This is a genomic window from Exiguobacterium sp. s36, from assembly GCF_018618345.1.
Classification (GTDB): domain Bacteria; phylum Bacillota; class Bacilli; order Exiguobacteriales; family Exiguobacteriaceae; genus Exiguobacterium; species Exiguobacterium chiriqhucha.
The window spans coordinates 148322-163082 of the sequence record NZ_JACSLW010000001.1 but is presented as its reverse complement, the minus strand read 5'-3'; the positions used below and the strand labels follow the sequence as shown (position 1 = coordinate 163082).

Genomic DNA, 14761 nt, shown 5'->3' with positions numbered 1-14761 from the left:
ACGTAAAAAACGAAACCTCACGAACGTCGATTGTCGCACGAACCGTTAAATTTGTTACAATAGAGGCGACTTGACGAACAGGGGGGAAGACTTGTGCATATACTCGTCTTAAATGGACCGAATTTGAATCTGCTCGGGAAGCGGGAACCGGACGTATACGGGGACGTCTCGTTGAAGGGATTGACGGCGGAGCTATTGCTCGCCGCCCCGGAGGATGTTCAGTTGACGTTCGTCCAATCCAACCATGAAGGCGAACTGATCGACGCGCTCCATGAAGCGTACGATTATGCGGGGGTCATCTTTAATGCGGGGGCGTACACGCATACGTCGATTGCGCTCCGGGATGCCATCGCCGCCATCAAAGCCCCGGTCGTCGAAGTACATATCTCGAACGTGCATGCACGGGAGTCGTTTCGTCATGAGTCGAAACTTGCCGCCGTTTGTCTCGGTGTCATCAGCGGTTTCGGCTTGACGAGCTATACGCTCGCGTTGCAGGCATTGCTCGTACATTGGAGGAATCGACATGATTGAACGGGTCAACAAACTGCAAGGTCAGCTAGAAGCGAACGGCATCGACGGATTGCTCGTGACGAAACGGGAAAACATTCGCTACTTATCTGGTTTCACCGGGTCGAGCGGTGTCCTCGTAATCACGGCGCAGTCGGCGAGCTTCATCACGGATTTCCGCTACACGGAACAAGCCGCTAGCCAAGTAAAAGGCTTCGACATCATCGAGCATAAGACGTCGCTCATCAAGTCGGTGGCGGAAGTCGTGACAGAGCAAGCGGTGAAGCGCCTCGGCATCGAACAAGATGACATGACGGTCGGCCAGTTCCGGACGTATGAAAAAGAAGTCGCAGCCGAGCTCGTCGAGACGTCAGGTATCGTCGAAAAGCTACGCTTGATTAAGGATGAGTCAGAGATTAAGATAATGAAGGAAGCCGCGGCGATTGCGGACGCGGCGTTTGCGCACATCCAGACGTTCATCCGTCCAGGGCGGACCGAAAAAGAAGTCGCGAATGAACTGGAAATGTTCATGCGGGCCCAAGGTGCGGACTCATCTTCGTTCGATATGATCGTTGCGTCAGGGCATCGTTCGGCATTGCCGCACGGTGTGGCCAGCGACAAGGTCATCGAGGCGGGAGAACTCGTGACGCTCGATTTCGGTGCCTACTATCAAGGATACTGCTCGGATATCACACGTACGCTCGCTATCGGGGACATCTCGGACGAGTTGCGCACGATTTACGATACGGTGCTCCGGGCTCAACTCGCAGGTGTCGAGGGCACGAAAGCTGGCATCACGGGAATCGAGGCGGACGCATTGACGCGTGACGTGATTAAAGACGCGGGCTACGGTGAGTACTTCGGACATTCGACAGGCCACGGTCTCGGTATGGAAGTGCATGAGGCACCAGGCTTGTCATTCCGTTCGGAGACGGTGCTCGAGCCGGGGATGGTCGTCACGATCGAACCGGGTATCTATATCGCCGGGATCGGCGGTTGCCGCATCGAGGATGACGTGGTCGTCACGGAGACAGGCAACATCCGTCTCACGCAGTCGCCAAAAGAGTTAATTACGATTGAGGCTTGAGTCTCAGCTCATTTTAGGAGGAAATCAACATGGTATCAGTAAACGATTTAAAAACAGGCTTAACGGTCAAGACGTCTGACGGTTCGATTTGGCAAGTCATCGAATTCCAACACGTCAAGCCAGGTAAAGGCGCGGCCTTCGTCCGCACGAAAATGCGTAACTTGCGCACAGGCGCGATTCAAGAGACGACGTTCCGTGGTGGCGAGCGCATCGAACGTGCGCACATCGAACGGAAACGCATGCAGTACCTCTATCCGATGGGCGATACGTACGTGTTCATGGACACAGAGTCGTATGAACAGCTCGAATTGACGGGCGAGCAAGTGAAAGCGGCGCTCCCGTACATGCTCGAGAACATGGAAGTAAGTATCGCTGACTACGACGGTGAGATTCTCGGAATCGAGCTTCCGACGACGGTCGTCTTGACGATTGTCGAAGCCGATCCAGGCGTCAAAGGCGACACGGCATCGAACGTGAAGAAAAACGCGACTGTCGAAACGGGCCACATCATTCAAGTGCCGCTCTTCATCGAGCCAGGCGAAAAAGTAACGGTCGACACGCGCACAGGCGAGTTCACGGGTCGCTATAACGGGTAAACCAAGGGTGTCCATTCTTCGGAATGGGCCCTTTTTTTGTCGTTGCATTCACTGGTCTGACCAGTTATAGTAGAGTAGAGATTAGTACCAGGTATAAACAGGGGGTTATTTCATGCAAATCGAACACATTAAAGAGCTGATCACATTACTCGATCAGACGTCCGTTCACGAGATGGAACTCGAGACGCCGGAGTTTAAACTTTCATTGAAAAAAGAAGCGGCCCCGCAATTCGCCGCTACTCATACACCGATCGTGCACGCGGCCCCGGTCGCAGCACCTGTGCCAGTCGTCGAGACAGAACAAGAGGCGGCACCAACACCTGCGCCGAGCAACTTGCGCACGATCACGTCACCGATGGTCGGGACGTTCTATTCGCGTCCGGCACCGGACAAAGACGCTTACGTTCAAGTCGGCGACCGCGTCGAAGCCGGACAGGTCGTCTGTATTTTAGAAGCGATGAAATTGTTCAATGATGTCGAGACGGAAATCAGCGGGGAGATCGTCGAGATCCTCGTCGCAGATGGCGATTTAGTCGAATACGGCCAAGCGCTCTTCAGCGTGAAGTGAGGTATGTATGAAACTACTCATTGCTAACCGTGGAGAGATTGCGGTCCGCATCATCCGGGCCGCGAAAGAGTTGAATATCCCGACGGTCGCTGTCTTCTCGGAAGCGGACCGCGAGGCGTTGCACGTCCGTCTTGCCGATGAGGCATACTGCATCGGACCGAACCCGTCGAAAGACTCATATTTGAATATCCCGAACATCTTGTCGGTCGCGTGCGCGGTCGATGCGACGATGATTCATCCAGGTTATGGTTTCTTGGCCGAGAACGCCGAGTTCGCCGAAATGAGCGAGGCGTGCGGCATCCAGTTCGTCGGACCGAGTAGCTATGCGATTCGGAAGATGGGCATCAAGGACGAGGCGAAACGAACGATGATCGAATCGGGCGTTCCGGTCGTCCCGGGGTCGAGTGGTGTCGTCACCGACGAGGAAGCGATCGAACTCGCCCGCGAGATTGGATATCCGGTCATCATCAAGGCGACGGCCGGAGGCGGAGGACGTGGAATCCGTGTCGCCTTCGACGAGTCTGAGCTCGTGAAAGGGCTCACCGACACACGTAAAGAAGCGAAGCAGGCGTTCGGCAACGGCGACGTCTATTTGGAGAAATACATTGAGTCGTTCCGCCACGTCGAGGTGCAAGTGCTCGCCGATCAATACGGCAACGTCATCCACCTCGGGGAGCGGGACTGTACGATTCAGCGCCGGATGCAGAAGTTGGTCGAGGAAGCGCCGTCTCCGGCAATCGATGAGACGACCCGTCAAGCGATGGGCGACGCAGCCGTGAAAGCGGCCAAAGCGATTCAGTATTCGGGTGCGGGTACAATCGAGTTCATTTACGTACCGGAAGTGAACGAGTTTTACTTCATGGAGATGAACACGCGAATCCAAGTCGAACACCCGGTCACCGAAATGATCACCGGCTTCGACCTCGTCCAAGCACAACTCGAAGTCGCGCTTGGACATCCGCTTGCCATCAGCCAGGCGGACATCAAATTTAGTGGTCACTCGATCGAATGTCGCATCAATGCGGAAGATCCGTTTGCAGATTTCCGTCCGATGGCCGGGAAAATCGATCAGTATATCGTTCCTGGCGGCATGGGCGTCCGGGTCGACAGCGGTCTCTATGCCGGTGCCGTCATCCCGCCGTTCTATGATTCGATGGTGGCGAAGCTGATCGTCCATGCCCCGACTCGGGAAGAGGCGATCGCGAAAATGCTTCGCGCCCTCGACGAGTTCACCGTATCGGGCATCCACACGACGATCCCGTTCCATCAACAAGTCATGGCCCATGAACGTTTTCGAACAGGGGCGTTCGACACGAAATTTGTCGAAAAAGAAATGACGCTCACGAAATGACCTTGACCAGGAAGCCCGAACATTATTTGGGCTTCCTGGTTTTTTGTACTGAATTTATGGAGGCTTTATGCTAAACTATCACAATGAAAGCATGCAAAAGGAGAGTATCTGAATGAAACGTCATGAAGCACGGGAAAAAGCGATTCAAACGCTTTTTCAAATCGAAGTATCAAAACTTGAGGTAGACGAGGCCATCGAATTTGCCCTCGATGGCATGGAGTCGGATCCATTCTACGAACAACTCGTCGTTGAGACGTTAGAAAAGAAAGATGAGATTGACGAATTGCTCATCGAAAACTTGAAAAACTGGAGACTCGATCGTCTTGGAAATGTCGAGCGGACGATTCTTCGCATGGCGACGTACGAGTTGCTCTACGTCGAGACGATTCCAGACAAAGTGACGATCAACGAGGCGGTCGAACTCGCCAAATCATTCGCCGATGAAGAAGCGGCCAAGCTCGTCAACGGCGTGCTCGGTAACATCATCAAAGCGTAAGCGAAGACAAGCATTACGGTCTGTTAAACAAATAGAGAAGACACCACACCAACTACAGAGAAACCTAAGACAACGGGGGATGAGAGAGATGGCAGTAGTGATCGACGGGAAACAAATCGCAGCATCATATCGGGAGACGTTAAAGGAACGGGTCAGTGCGCTGCGCGCGTGCGGCATCGTACCGAAACTGAAAGTCATTTTAATCGGGGATGATCCGGCGAGCCACAGCTACGTCCGGGGGAAAGAACGGGCAGCGGCTGACATCGGCATCGATTCGCAAGTGATTCGCTTCGATGACACGATTTCAGAACGTGAAGTGCTCGAACTGATTGATTCGATGAACGCGGACGACGAGTTGCACGGTATTCTCGTGCAGTTGCCGTTGCCGAAGCATATCGATGAGAATCGCGTCATTATGCGCATCTCACCGGACAAAGACGTGGATGGGTTCCATCCGACGAATGTCGGGAAGATGATGCTCGGTCTCGAGACGCTATTGCCATGTACACCGCACGGGATTCTGCACCTCGTCAAGACGCAGACCGACTTGGTCGGCAAGCACGTCGTCGTCGTCGGTCGCAGCCAAATCGTCGGGAAACCGGTCGGGATGCTGTTCTTGAACGAATCCGCGACCGTGACCTACTGCCATTCGAAGACGAATGATCTCGGGGCGATGACACGGCAGGCCGATATTTTGATTGTCGCCGTCGGTCGGGCCGGTCTCGTCACAGCTGACATGGTCAAACCTGGGGCGATCGTCATCGATGTCGGTGTCAACCGCGTCGACAGTCGTCTCGTCGGGGATGTCGACTTTGCAGGTGTCCGTGATGTCGCGAGCGCCATCACCCCTGTTCCGGGTGGTGTCGGCCCGATGACGATTACGATGCTCATGCACAACACGGTCGAGGTCGCCTCTCGTGGCTAATCCGATTCAAGTTTCCGAAGTCGTCCGCTACGTGAAGCGACAGCTCGACGATGACCCGATTCTGCAACAACTTGCCGTCATCGGCGAGATTTCGAACTTCAAACGGTACGCCTCCGGGCACTGTTATTTCACCCTCAAAGACGAATCGTCGCGGATGAAGGCGGTCATGTTCTCTCGTGACGCCCGGACGCTCAACTTCGAACCGAAAGACGGGATGAATGTGATCGTCGTCGCCCGCGTGACGATGTACGAGTCGACAGGCGACATCCAACTGTATGTCGAACTGATGCGACAGGACGGCATCGGGATGTTGTTCGAACGGTATGAGGCACGAAAACGTGAACTCGAGGCGAAGGGATGGTTCGCAGCGGAACGTAAACGTCCGCTGCCGGCCTTCCCGGAGCGAATCGGGATTATCACTTCGCCGAAAGGCGCGGCCCTCCACGATATCGCCACGACACTCAGACGACGTGCGCCGCACGTGGCCATCACGTTCGCGCCCGTCGCCGTCCAGGGCGATCAATCCGCCCCGCAAGTGGCGAGCGCGATTCGGTGGATGAACGAACGCACCGATTGCGACGTGTTAATCGTCGGCCGAGGTGGCGGATCGATTGAAGAGTTATGGGCGTTCAACGAGGACGTCGTCGTCGAAGCGATTCACGAATCTAGGATTCCTGTCATCTCGGCTGTCGGGCACGAGACCGATTTCACGTTGGCTGACTTTGTCGCCGACGTGCGGGCCGCGACACCGACGGCGGCGGCAGAGCTCGCGACAGCGACGATTGAGGCGCAACGAAAAGACGTCGAACGGTTGACGGCCCAGTTGACCCGATCCGTCACGAATCAGATGTCGTCGATTCGGGAACGGCTCGGTCGGGCGACGAACAGTTACGGATTAAAGTCGCCCCGCTTCACGCTCACACAAAAGCGGGAGCGGTTCGAACAAGCCGAGATTCGGCTCGAACAAGGTGTCACGAAACAAGTGACACATGCCAAACATCGCCTTGCCCAGTCCCGACAACAGCTCGATGTCCGAAAGCTGGCGCAGACGCTTCGTCGCAACGAGGAGACACACCGACAATTCGACGGTCGCCTCAAGCGCATCCGGCCACTCGAACGACCGACGGACCGCTTTGCAGCCCAAGTCGGTCGCTTGAACGCGGTCAGTCCTCTCGCCGTGCTCGCTCGAGGATATACGTTGATTGAGCAGGATGGGACGTACGTGAAAGATGTCAAACAACTACATGACGGCCTTGTGACAATCCGGTTTCGGGATGGCCAAGCCGTTGCGGAAGTGAAGGAGAGACATGATGGCGAAACAACAAGCAGAACAGACGTTTGAAGCGGCACTCGCCCGCCTCGAGGAAATCGTGACGCAACTCGAGACAGGAGAAGTCGCCCTTGAAGAAGCGATGACCCTCTATGAGGAAGGTGTCCGCTTGTCGGCACTCTGTCAGGCCAAATTGACGGCCGCGGAACAGAAGATGGACGAGATTCTCGAACTCGACGGGACGCTCCGTGAAAAGGGTGGCACCGTATGAGCGCGCAAGCCTATCTTCAAGAGTGGAAACAGGAAGTCGAGACGGCGACACGCCGTCTCATTGACGCGTCGTCGATGCCGGAGCGTTTATTCCAATCGATGACGTACTCACTCGAGGCAGGGGGGAAACGGATTCGTCCGGCTCTCCTTTATGCCGTCCTCGATACATACGGACGTCCGCGGGCGCTCGGTCATGAAGCGGCCGTCGCCCTCGAGATGGTCCACACGTACTCGCTCATCCACGACGACCTTCCGGCGATGGATGATGACGACGTAAGGCGTGGGCGTCCGACGAATCACCGTCAGTTCGATGAGGCGACCGCGATTCTCGCAGGCGACGCCCTATTGACGGACGCGTTTCGGATTCTGGCCCATGCGGAGCTCGAACCAGTGAAGAGCGTCGCGCTCATCGCCCGCTTCAGTGAAGCGGCCGGCAGCGCCGGCATGGTCGGTGGTCAGCTCGATGACATGCTCGCCGAAAAACGCGCCGGCGTGTCGCTGTCGACCTTGCAATCGATTCATGAGCGAAAGACGGGGGCACTGCTCGTATATGCCCTCGAAGCAGGCGCGATTTTGGCGGACGCCCCATTGGCGGACCGACAGGCGCTCGTTCGCTTCGGGAAACATCTCGGTGTCGCCTTCCAAATCCAAGACGATATTTTAGACGTCGAAGGAGACGAGGCGCTCATCGGGAAGCGGGTCGGTTCGGACGAAGGCAACGATAAAGCGACGTATCCGAAACTGCTCGGGCTCGATGGGGCGAAGCAAGCGCTCGAACGGGAAGTCACGGAAAGTGAGGCCGCATTGGCCGAACTATCGGTCGAGGCCCCCCGTTTACGAGAGCTTCTCGACTTCGTCGTGCAGCGCAATCATTAATCTCGGTGACACGATGAGCACATCGTGTCACCTTTGTTTTTGTGAATGTATAGCATCTATGGACACATTCTTGTAAAATGTAAGGTACGAATCAGTAATAAGACAGGAGAAAGGATGGTCATCATGGACTTGACATCCATTCAAGACCCGTCATTCTTAAAAAAGATGTCGGTACCCGAGTTAGAAGCACTCGGAGCGGACATCAGACGGTTTTTGATTGAAAAATTGGCTGAAACGGGAGGGCACTTGGGACCAAACCTAGGGGTTGTCGAATTGACGCTTGCCTTGCACCGTGTATTTGACAGTCCGAAAGACCAACTCGTATGGGATGTGGGGCATCAAGCCTACGTCCACAAAATCTTGACAGGACGAACGAGTCAGTTCGACACGCTCCGTCAATACAACGGCTTATGCGGATTCCCGAAGCGTTGTGAGAGTGATCATGACGTCTGGGAGACGGGGCACAGCTCGACGTCCTTATCGGCCGCGATGGGAATCGCCATCGCGAACGAATTGAAAGGGCGCGCGAACGACCGGGCCATCGCCATCATCGGGGACGGGGCGCTCACAGGGGGAATGGCGCTCGAAGCACTCAACCATATCGGCGCCGAGAAACAAAACGTCATCGTCATCTTGAACGACAATGAGATGTCAATCGCCCCGAACGTCGGTGCCTTGCACAACATGCTCGGTCGGATGCGCTCGTCTCGTAAACTGAAACACGCCCGTGAGGAAGTCGAGACGCTCATCAAACATATCCCGATCGTCGGCAACTCGCTCGAACGGAGCGGGGAACGCGTGAAGGATATGTTAAAATCAGCGCTCATCCCGGGGACGTTCTTCGAAGAGCTCGGATTCACGTACTTCGGACCGACAGACGGTCACGATTTACGCGACCTGCTTGAGACGCTCGAATATGCCAAGAAAATCGATGGACCTGTCATCGTCCACGTCATCACGAAAAAAGGCAAGGGCTATCGCCCGGCCGAGCTCGATGGTGTCGGCACGTGGCACGGCCTCGGACCGTATAAAATCGAGTCGGGCGAAGTCATCAAAGGCAAGGTCAAAGGACCGAGCTATTCGAAGGTCGTCGCTGAGACGATCACGAAAGTCGCCGAGACGGACGAGCGCGTGACACTCATCACACCCGCGATGAGCGTCGGCTCGAAACTCGATTGCTTCAACAAACAATTCCCGGAGCGGATGTTTGACGTCGGCATCGCCGAACAGCATGCGGTCACATTGGCCGGAGGACAGGCGACACAAGGCTTGAAGCCGGTCGTCTCGATTTATTCGACGTTCTTCCAACGCGCCTATGATCAGCTCGTGCACGACATTTGCCGTCAAAACTTGAACGTCGTCTTCACAATCGATCGTTCTGGTCTCGTCGGAGCGGACGGGGAGACGCACCAAGGGGTATTCGATATCGCCTTTATGCGTCATGTCCCGAACATTCGCATCTTGATGGCGAAAGACGAGGAAGAGTTGCAACATCTCGTCTATTCAGCGCTGAAGTATGATGACGGTCCAATTGCCGTCCGCTTCCCGCGTGGTGAAGGAATCGGCACACCGATGAGCGAGACGCTCCGCGAATTGCCGCTCGACGTCTGGGAGACGGTTGCAGACGGGACGGACGTCGCCATCTTGACGTTCGGTCCACAAGTGCAAGACGCGCTCGAAGTACGCGCGCTGCTTGAAGGACAAGTGAGCGTCCGCGTCATCAACGCTCGGACGATTAAACCGCTCGACGATGTTATGCTCTCCGCTTTATATGCGGAAGGCATCCCGCTCGTCACGTTAGAGGAAGCGGCGCTCGCCGGAGGCTTCGGCAGCAGCGTGCTCGAACATGCGAGCGATGCTGGGCAGTTCCCGCGTGTGCTCCGACTCGGCATTCCGGACCGCTATATCGAACACGGCGGCGTCAATCAGCTGCTCGAAGAAATCGGGCTCCGTCCGACGCAAATCGCTGACTCGGTTCAGCAGTTCGTTCAAGTGACAAATCGACAGAATGTGTGAGGAACTATGGAAAAACGAAAGAAAACTAGATTAGATGTGCTCCTCGTCGACCGCGGCTTAGCGGAGACGAGAGAGAAGGCGAAGCGGTCTGTCATGGCCGGGCTCGTCTATAGCGGGACCGAACGGCTCGACAAGGCGGGCGACAAAGTGTTCGACGACATCCCGCTCGAAGTGAAAGGCCAAGTGTTGCCATACGTCGGACGGGGCGGACTGAAGCTTGAAAAAGCGCTCCAAGTCTTCCCGTTCGATGTGGCTGGTAACATCGGCATCGATATCGGCTCATCGACAGGCGGTTTCACCGATTGTGCGCTCCAAAACGGGGCCACGCAAATGTATGCCGTCGACGTCGGCTATAACCAGTTGGCGTGGAAACTTCGGAGCGATGACCGTGTCGTCGTCATGGAGCGGATGAACTTCCGCCATGCGACCGCTGACCAGTTCCCGGTGACGCCGGATTTCGCGACGATCGATGTCTCGTTCATCTCACTTCGGCTCATGATTCCGCCGTTGAAGACGATCTTGAAGCCTAACGGCATCGTCATGGCGCTCGTCAAACCGCAATTTGAGGCAGGGAAGGCCGATGTCGGCAAAAAAGGCATCGTCCGGGACCGCGCCATCCATGAACGGGTCGTCGACGACATGGTCCGTTACTTCGCCTCGGAAGGATTCGAAGTCGCGGGACTCGACTTTTCACCGATTACCGGAGGGGATGGGAATATCGAATTCTTATTGTTCGCCCGTTTCACCGGTGTCGGCAGTGTCGACCCAGCCATCGACGTGGACGCGGTCATCGACGCCGCCCACGCGCAATTGAAGAAGAACGCTTGAGCTGCAGACGTTTCGTCTGCAGCTTTTTCATGCGCGAATGCGACCGACTGGGGAAATCATCCTGCGAATGCTAGACCTTTTTTCGACAATACTTTAGAATGATACTGAGTATGTGAAACATAAAATGAGGTGTCAGCGAGTATGAATAAAGGACAGCGCTTGATTAAGATTCGAGAAATCGTGACAAACCGTGAAATCGAGACGCAAGACGAGCTCGTCGACGAGCTGCATCGCTCTGGATATCCAGTGACCCAGGCAACAGTGTCAAGGGACATCAAAGAGCTCCATCTCGTGAAAGTACCGCTCAACGACGGGCGCTATAAGTATAGCCTTCCGGCCGATCAACGCTTCAACCCGTACGGCAAGATGAAACGGATCCTCGGCGACAGTTTCGTCTCGGTCGACTCGGCCCAAAACTTGGTCGTCATGAAAGTATTACCGGGCAATGCGGATGCAATCGGTGTCTTGATTGACCATTTGTCATGGGATGAATTGATTGGGACGGTGTGTGGCGATGATACGATTTTGATGATCGCCCGCGACGAAGACCAGGCAAAGCGAATCATCGAACGACTACTCGGAATGTTATGAGGTGAACTATCGTATGTTAGCAGAACTATCGATCAAACAATTTGCGATCATCGATGAACTGAATATCACGTTCAAACGTGGGATGACCGTATTGACGGGTGAGACCGGAGCCGGGAAATCAATCTTGCTCGATGCGATCGGCCTGCTCGTCGGGGGCCGCGGCTCGAGCGAGTTCGTCCGCTATGGCCAAGACAAGGCGGAGATCGAAGGGCTGTTCAACGTCGAACCAGACCATCCGATCATCGAGGCGGCGACCCAATACGGCATCGAGATTGAAGAAGGGACCGTCATTTTGCGCCGCGACCTACATAGTAGCGGAAAGAGTGTTTGCCGTGTCAACGGCAAGATGATGCCGCTGTCGACGCTTCGCGAGCTCGGACGGCTACTCGTCGATATTCATGGCCAGCATGAGCACCAGCACTTGATGGATGCCGAATACCATCTCGGCATTTTAGATAGTTTTGCCGAAACCGAGCTCGCCCCGCTCCTCGAACGTTATCGAGAGGCTTACGTCGATTGGAAGAACGTCGCCGACGAGTTGAAACGATTGAGTCAAAGCGAACAAGAACTGGCCCAGCGCATGGACCTGCTCGCGTTCCAGACGAATGAGATTGAGGCGGCTGAACTGAAGGTCGGGGAAGAACAGGCGCTCACCGAGGAACGGAACGAGCTCGCCAACTTCGAGCGGATTCATCAGCACGTCCGGTTATCGTATGAGGCCGTCGCGGATGAGGCGAAAGGTCTCGATCAAATCGGGATCGCCATGCGCGAGATGGAGGAAGCTTCCTCATTGTCGACTTCGCTCGCGCCGATGGCCGAAACGATCTCGAACGCTTATTTCTTGCTCGAGGACGCCAAATTCCAGTTGCGCGATCAGCTCGATTCACTCGAATTTGATCCGATTCGGCTCGATGAAATTGAGACGAGGCTCGCCTTGTTCCAACAGTTGAAACGGAAATACGGGGCCACGATCGACGAGGTCATCACGTATGGGGAAAAAATCGCCGACGAGTTAAAATCGATGACGAATCGGGAAGAACACTTGCAAGAACTATCGGACCGGCTCGCCCAGCTCGAACAAAAAGTGCGTACGACCGGACTAGCGTTATCGGCGGCCCGCAAACAAGCGGCGACCGAGCTCGAGAAAGCGATTCAGCGTGAATTGAAGGAATTGTATATGGAGAAGACCCAGTTCGAAGTCCGGTTCAAAGAAGGGCCGTTCAAGGCAGACGGACTCGACCAAATCGAGTTCTATATGATGACGAACGTCGGCGAACCGTTCAAGCCGCTCGCCAAAGTCGCTTCAGGCGGAGAACTATCCCGCGTCATGCTCGCGTTGAAGTCGATTTTCTCGCGCACGGTCGGTGTCGCGTCCATCATCTTCGACGAAGTCGACACAGGCGTGTCGGGACGGGTCGCCCAAGCGATGGGCGAGAAGATTTTCCGGTTGTCGGTCGGGTCACAAGTGCTCTGCATCACCCATTTGGCTCAAGTGGCCGCCATGGCGGACCAACACTTGTATATCACGAAGACGGAGACGGATGAGCGCACGAAGACGAACGTCTCGACGCTCGGGCATGCCGAACGGGTCGATGAGCTCGGACGGATGATTGCTGGGGCGCAGATGACGGAATTGACGAAACAACACGTGGAGGAACTGCTCACTATGTCTCTCCAATTAAAACGGAAGTTTATCGAAGGGGTGTCTTAATTGATTACATTATGCATCGCGGACGACAATCGAGAAATCGTCGATTTGTTGACCCGCCAACTCGAGTCCGAAGACGACTTAAAAGTCGTTGGGACCGCCTACGACGGCGAGGCATGCTTAGACGTCGTCAAGACACACCAGCCGGACGTGCTGTTGCTCGACATCATCATGCCTCACTTAGACGGCATCGGCGTCCTCGAACGGTTACAGACGGAATTGGCGCACGCTAAACCAGAAGTGATTATGCTCAGTGCGTTCGGGAAAGATGAAGTCACGAAGCAGGCCGTTCAACTCGGCGCTTCTTACTTTCTGGTCAAGCCGTTCAACATTCAACAATTGATCACGAAAATCCGCGAACTCGCTGCCGGTTCGAGCCGTGAGTTCGAAGCGATGTCGCCGGAAGAACTCGACATCTCGCTCTTGCTGCAACAACTCGGCATCTCGCCGCGCATCAAAGGGTTCAAATATATCCGCCAAGCCGTCGTCTACGTCCGAGAGCGTCAGGAGCTGCTCGGATTGATTACGAAGGAGCTCTATCCGATGATCGCGAAAGAGCATGAGACGACCTCGTCCCGCGTCGAGCGGGCGATGCGCCACGCCATCAAGACGGCGTGGGAGAACGGGATGCGGGACCACGAGATGTTCAACGGTCGCCCCGAGCGCGAGCGCAGTCCGAAAAACTCGGAATTCATCTCGTATTTCGTCACGTATCAATCGTTTAAACAGCAATAATCGATCAGGAGACCCGCCTCCTGATTTTCTTTTACTTTGTGAAAGAAAGCGCTTGCAAATCATGCGGAACTTGTTATAATAAAGGTGTACCAAGTTACTTGGACGAGCGTCAGATGAACGCTTTCTAACGTGTTCCGGAACGTGTTAGAGCAAGAAATCATCTCGGACCGCTATCCGTCAATAGCTCAGAGGTGGGAACGACATCTCAAATCGTCATCGTCCCGACGAGAGGTCGCGACGTACGCTCATTCGCGAGGCGATTCCGGCATCGAGTTCGAAGCTAGGGACCGTGACCGGGGAAAACGAATCGTTCAGTTGACCAAAAGGAGTGTTGTCAACCGTTGAACAGTTTATGGCAAGCGTTCGACTTCACGATGGATGGTTCGACATGACCCGATGAATAATCGTTAGTAACTCGAATGGGTACGTTTCCGTTCACGCAAGACGGCAGTTACTAATTTCTTTCAAACTTCTTCATTAAGAAGACCATTGGACCCTCATGTCACAAGATTGTAGCAAGTAGGAGAGGAGATCATCCGTAGTGATCACAATTCAATACGAATAAAAAGGTTCCGCACTTGAAATGAAGTCAAGTTAGGGAACCTTTTTTTGTGTTCAAGAATCTATTCGTGGGACTTTGCCTGTTTTCTTGTCACGATTGAAGATATAACCTGCCACGAAACCGATCCCGCCCATCGCAATCAACAGTCCAAACGTTCCTTGTAACATCGAGGCGGCTGCCACCGACTCGATCCAAGAGAACGGGACGCTCGTCTTGAGGAAGAAACTGTCGCGAAGTAACTTGATGCCATAGACACCGAAGAGGCCAGGGATGATTAAGATCAACAGTGCGATGATGCGCATAGGATCTCCTCCTTAACACTCATAAGTTTACCAGAAAATACATAGCTCGACACGGCCTTTTTTGTGAGGTTGC

At 54.7% G+C, this 14761-nt stretch carries 16 protein-coding genes; 15 read left to right on the top strand and 1 reads right to left on the bottom strand.

Features of this window, described 5'->3' with window-relative positions; all coding sequences use genetic code 11:
- Window positions 1–93: 93 nt before the first annotated feature.
- From aroQ to spo0A, 15 genes are all read left to right on the top strand, one after another.
- Window positions 94–531, top strand: coding sequence for a type II 3-dehydroquinate dehydratase (gene aroQ / locus KNP95_RS00845; protein ID WP_021067708.1), 438 nt, complete (start codon window positions 94–96; stop codon window positions 529–531).
- Window positions 527–1594, top strand: coding sequence for a M24 family metallopeptidase (locus KNP95_RS00840; protein WP_031200299.1), 1068 nt, complete (start codon window positions 527–529; stop codon window positions 1592–1594). Before aroQ ends, KNP95_RS00840 begins: the two co-directional genes overlap by 5 nt.
- A gap of 29 nt (window positions 1595–1623) precedes the next feature.
- Window positions 1624–2190, top strand: coding sequence for an elongation factor P (gene efp / locus KNP95_RS00835; RefSeq protein WP_021067706.1), 567 nt, complete (start codon window positions 1624–1626; stop codon window positions 2188–2190).
- A gap of 112 nt (window positions 2191–2302) precedes the next feature.
- Window positions 2303–2758, top strand: coding sequence for an acetyl-CoA carboxylase biotin carboxyl carrier protein (accB, locus tag KNP95_RS00830; protein ID WP_214714649.1), 456 nt, complete (start codon window positions 2303–2305; stop codon window positions 2756–2758).
- Between the two features lie 7 nt (window positions 2759–2765).
- Window positions 2766–4109 carry an acetyl-CoA carboxylase biotin carboxylase subunit gene (gene accC, locus KNP95_RS00825; RefSeq protein WP_021067704.1) on the top strand — a complete coding sequence of 448 codons (1344 nt, stop codon included), beginning with the start codon at window positions 2766–2768 and terminating at the stop codon, window positions 4107–4109.
- 112 nt (window positions 4110–4221) lie between these two features.
- Complete coding sequence (nusB, locus tag KNP95_RS00820; RefSeq protein WP_021067703.1) at window positions 4222–4605, top strand: transcription antitermination factor NusB; 384 nt, start codon at window positions 4222–4224, stop codon at window positions 4603–4605.
- A gap of 88 nt (window positions 4606–4693) precedes the next feature.
- Window positions 4694–5530: a bifunctional methylenetetrahydrofolate dehydrogenase/methenyltetrahydrofolate cyclohydrolase FolD gene (gene folD / locus KNP95_RS00815; protein ID WP_214835154.1), complete on the top strand. Its 837-nt coding sequence runs from the start codon at window positions 4694–4696 to the stop codon at window positions 5528–5530.
- The gene (gene xseA, locus KNP95_RS00810; RefSeq protein ID WP_058763891.1) at window positions 5523–6872 is read left to right on the top strand and encodes an exodeoxyribonuclease VII large subunit; all 1350 of its coding nucleotides are present in this window, start codon (window positions 5523–5525) and stop codon (window positions 6870–6872) included. Before folD ends, xseA begins: the two co-directional genes overlap by 8 nt.
- Window positions 6841–7071 (top strand): exodeoxyribonuclease VII small subunit, encoded by a 231-nt coding sequence (gene xseB, locus KNP95_RS00805; RefSeq protein ID WP_029595272.1) that lies wholly within the window; start codon window positions 6841–6843, stop codon window positions 7069–7071. Before xseA ends, xseB begins: the two co-directional genes overlap by 32 nt.
- On the top strand, window positions 7068–7946 hold the full coding sequence (locus tag KNP95_RS00800; protein ID WP_214756510.1) for a polyprenyl synthetase family protein: 879 nt from the start codon (window positions 7068–7070) through the stop codon (window positions 7944–7946). Before xseB ends, KNP95_RS00800 begins: the two co-directional genes overlap by 4 nt.
- A gap of 123 nt (window positions 7947–8069) precedes the next feature.
- Window positions 8070–9962, top strand: a complete 1893-nt coding sequence (gene dxs / locus KNP95_RS00795) for a 1-deoxy-D-xylulose-5-phosphate synthase (protein WP_058764538.1) — start codon at window positions 8070–8072, stop codon at window positions 9960–9962.
- Between the two features lie 6 nt (window positions 9963–9968).
- Entirely contained in the window at window positions 9969–10790 is an 822-nt protein-coding gene (locus KNP95_RS00790; RefSeq protein WP_029595275.1) for a TlyA family RNA methyltransferase, read from the top strand.
- 141 nt (window positions 10791–10931) lie between these two features.
- Window positions 10932–11381 carry a transcriptional regulator AhrC/ArgR gene (ahrC, locus tag KNP95_RS00785; protein WP_021067696.1) on the top strand — a complete coding sequence of 150 codons (450 nt, stop codon included), beginning with the start codon at window positions 10932–10934 and terminating at the stop codon, window positions 11379–11381.
- Between the two features lie 13 nt (window positions 11382–11394).
- Window positions 11395–13092 (top strand): DNA repair protein RecN, encoded by a 1698-nt coding sequence (recN, locus tag KNP95_RS00780; RefSeq protein WP_214835153.1) that lies wholly within the window; start codon window positions 11395–11397, stop codon window positions 13090–13092.
- Window positions 13093–13824, top strand: a complete 732-nt coding sequence (gene spo0A / locus KNP95_RS00775) for a sporulation transcription factor Spo0A (protein WP_021067694.1) — start codon at window positions 13093–13095, stop codon at window positions 13822–13824.
- Between the two features lie 615 nt (window positions 13825–14439).
- Here the strand turns inward: spo0A and KNP95_RS00770 are convergent.
- Window positions 14440–14688: a DUF2627 family protein gene (locus KNP95_RS00770; protein ID WP_021067693.1), complete on the bottom strand. Its 249-nt coding sequence runs from the start codon at window positions 14686–14688 to the stop codon at window positions 14440–14442.
- Window positions 14689–14761 lie beyond the last annotated feature (73 nt).

Excerpts from the sequence above, each read along its gene's own strand:
- dxs (WP_058764538.1), top strand. The coding sequence starts at position 8,070 with ATGGACTTGACATCCATTCAAGACCCGTCATTCTTAAAAAAGATGTCG.
- xseB (WP_029595272.1), top strand. The coding sequence starts at position 6,841 with ATGGCGAAACAACAAGCAGAACAGACGTTTGAAGCGGCACTCGCCCGC.
- nusB (WP_021067703.1), top strand. The coding sequence starts at position 4,222 with ATGAAACGTCATGAAGCACGGGAAAAAGCGATTCAAACGCTTTTTCAA.
- efp (WP_021067706.1), top strand. The coding sequence starts at position 1,624 with ATGGTATCAGTAAACGATTTAAAAACAGGCTTAACGGTCAAGACGTCT.
- KNP95_RS00770 (WP_021067693.1), bottom strand. The coding sequence starts at position 14,688 with ATGCGCATCATCGCACTGTTGATCTTAATCATCCCTGGCCTCTTCGGT.
- KNP95_RS00800 (WP_214756510.1), top strand. The coding sequence starts at position 7,068 with ATGAGCGCGCAAGCCTATCTTCAAGAGTGGAAACAGGAAGTCGAGACG.
- accB (WP_214714649.1), top strand. The coding sequence starts at position 2,303 with ATGCAAATCGAACACATTAAAGAGCTGATCACATTACTCGATCAGACG.
- KNP95_RS00790 (WP_029595275.1), top strand. The coding sequence starts at position 9,969 with ATGGAAAAACGAAAGAAAACTAGATTAGATGTGCTCCTCGTCGACCGC.
- accC (WP_021067704.1), top strand. The coding sequence starts at position 2,766 with ATGAAACTACTCATTGCTAACCGTGGAGAGATTGCGGTCCGCATCATC.
- folD (WP_214835154.1), top strand. The coding sequence starts at position 4,694 with ATGGCAGTAGTGATCGACGGGAAACAAATCGCAGCATCATATCGGGAG.
- recN (WP_214835153.1), top strand. The coding sequence starts at position 11,395 with ATGTTAGCAGAACTATCGATCAAACAATTTGCGATCATCGATGAACTG.
- ahrC (WP_021067696.1), top strand. The coding sequence starts at position 10,932 with ATGAATAAAGGACAGCGCTTGATTAAGATTCGAGAAATCGTGACAAAC.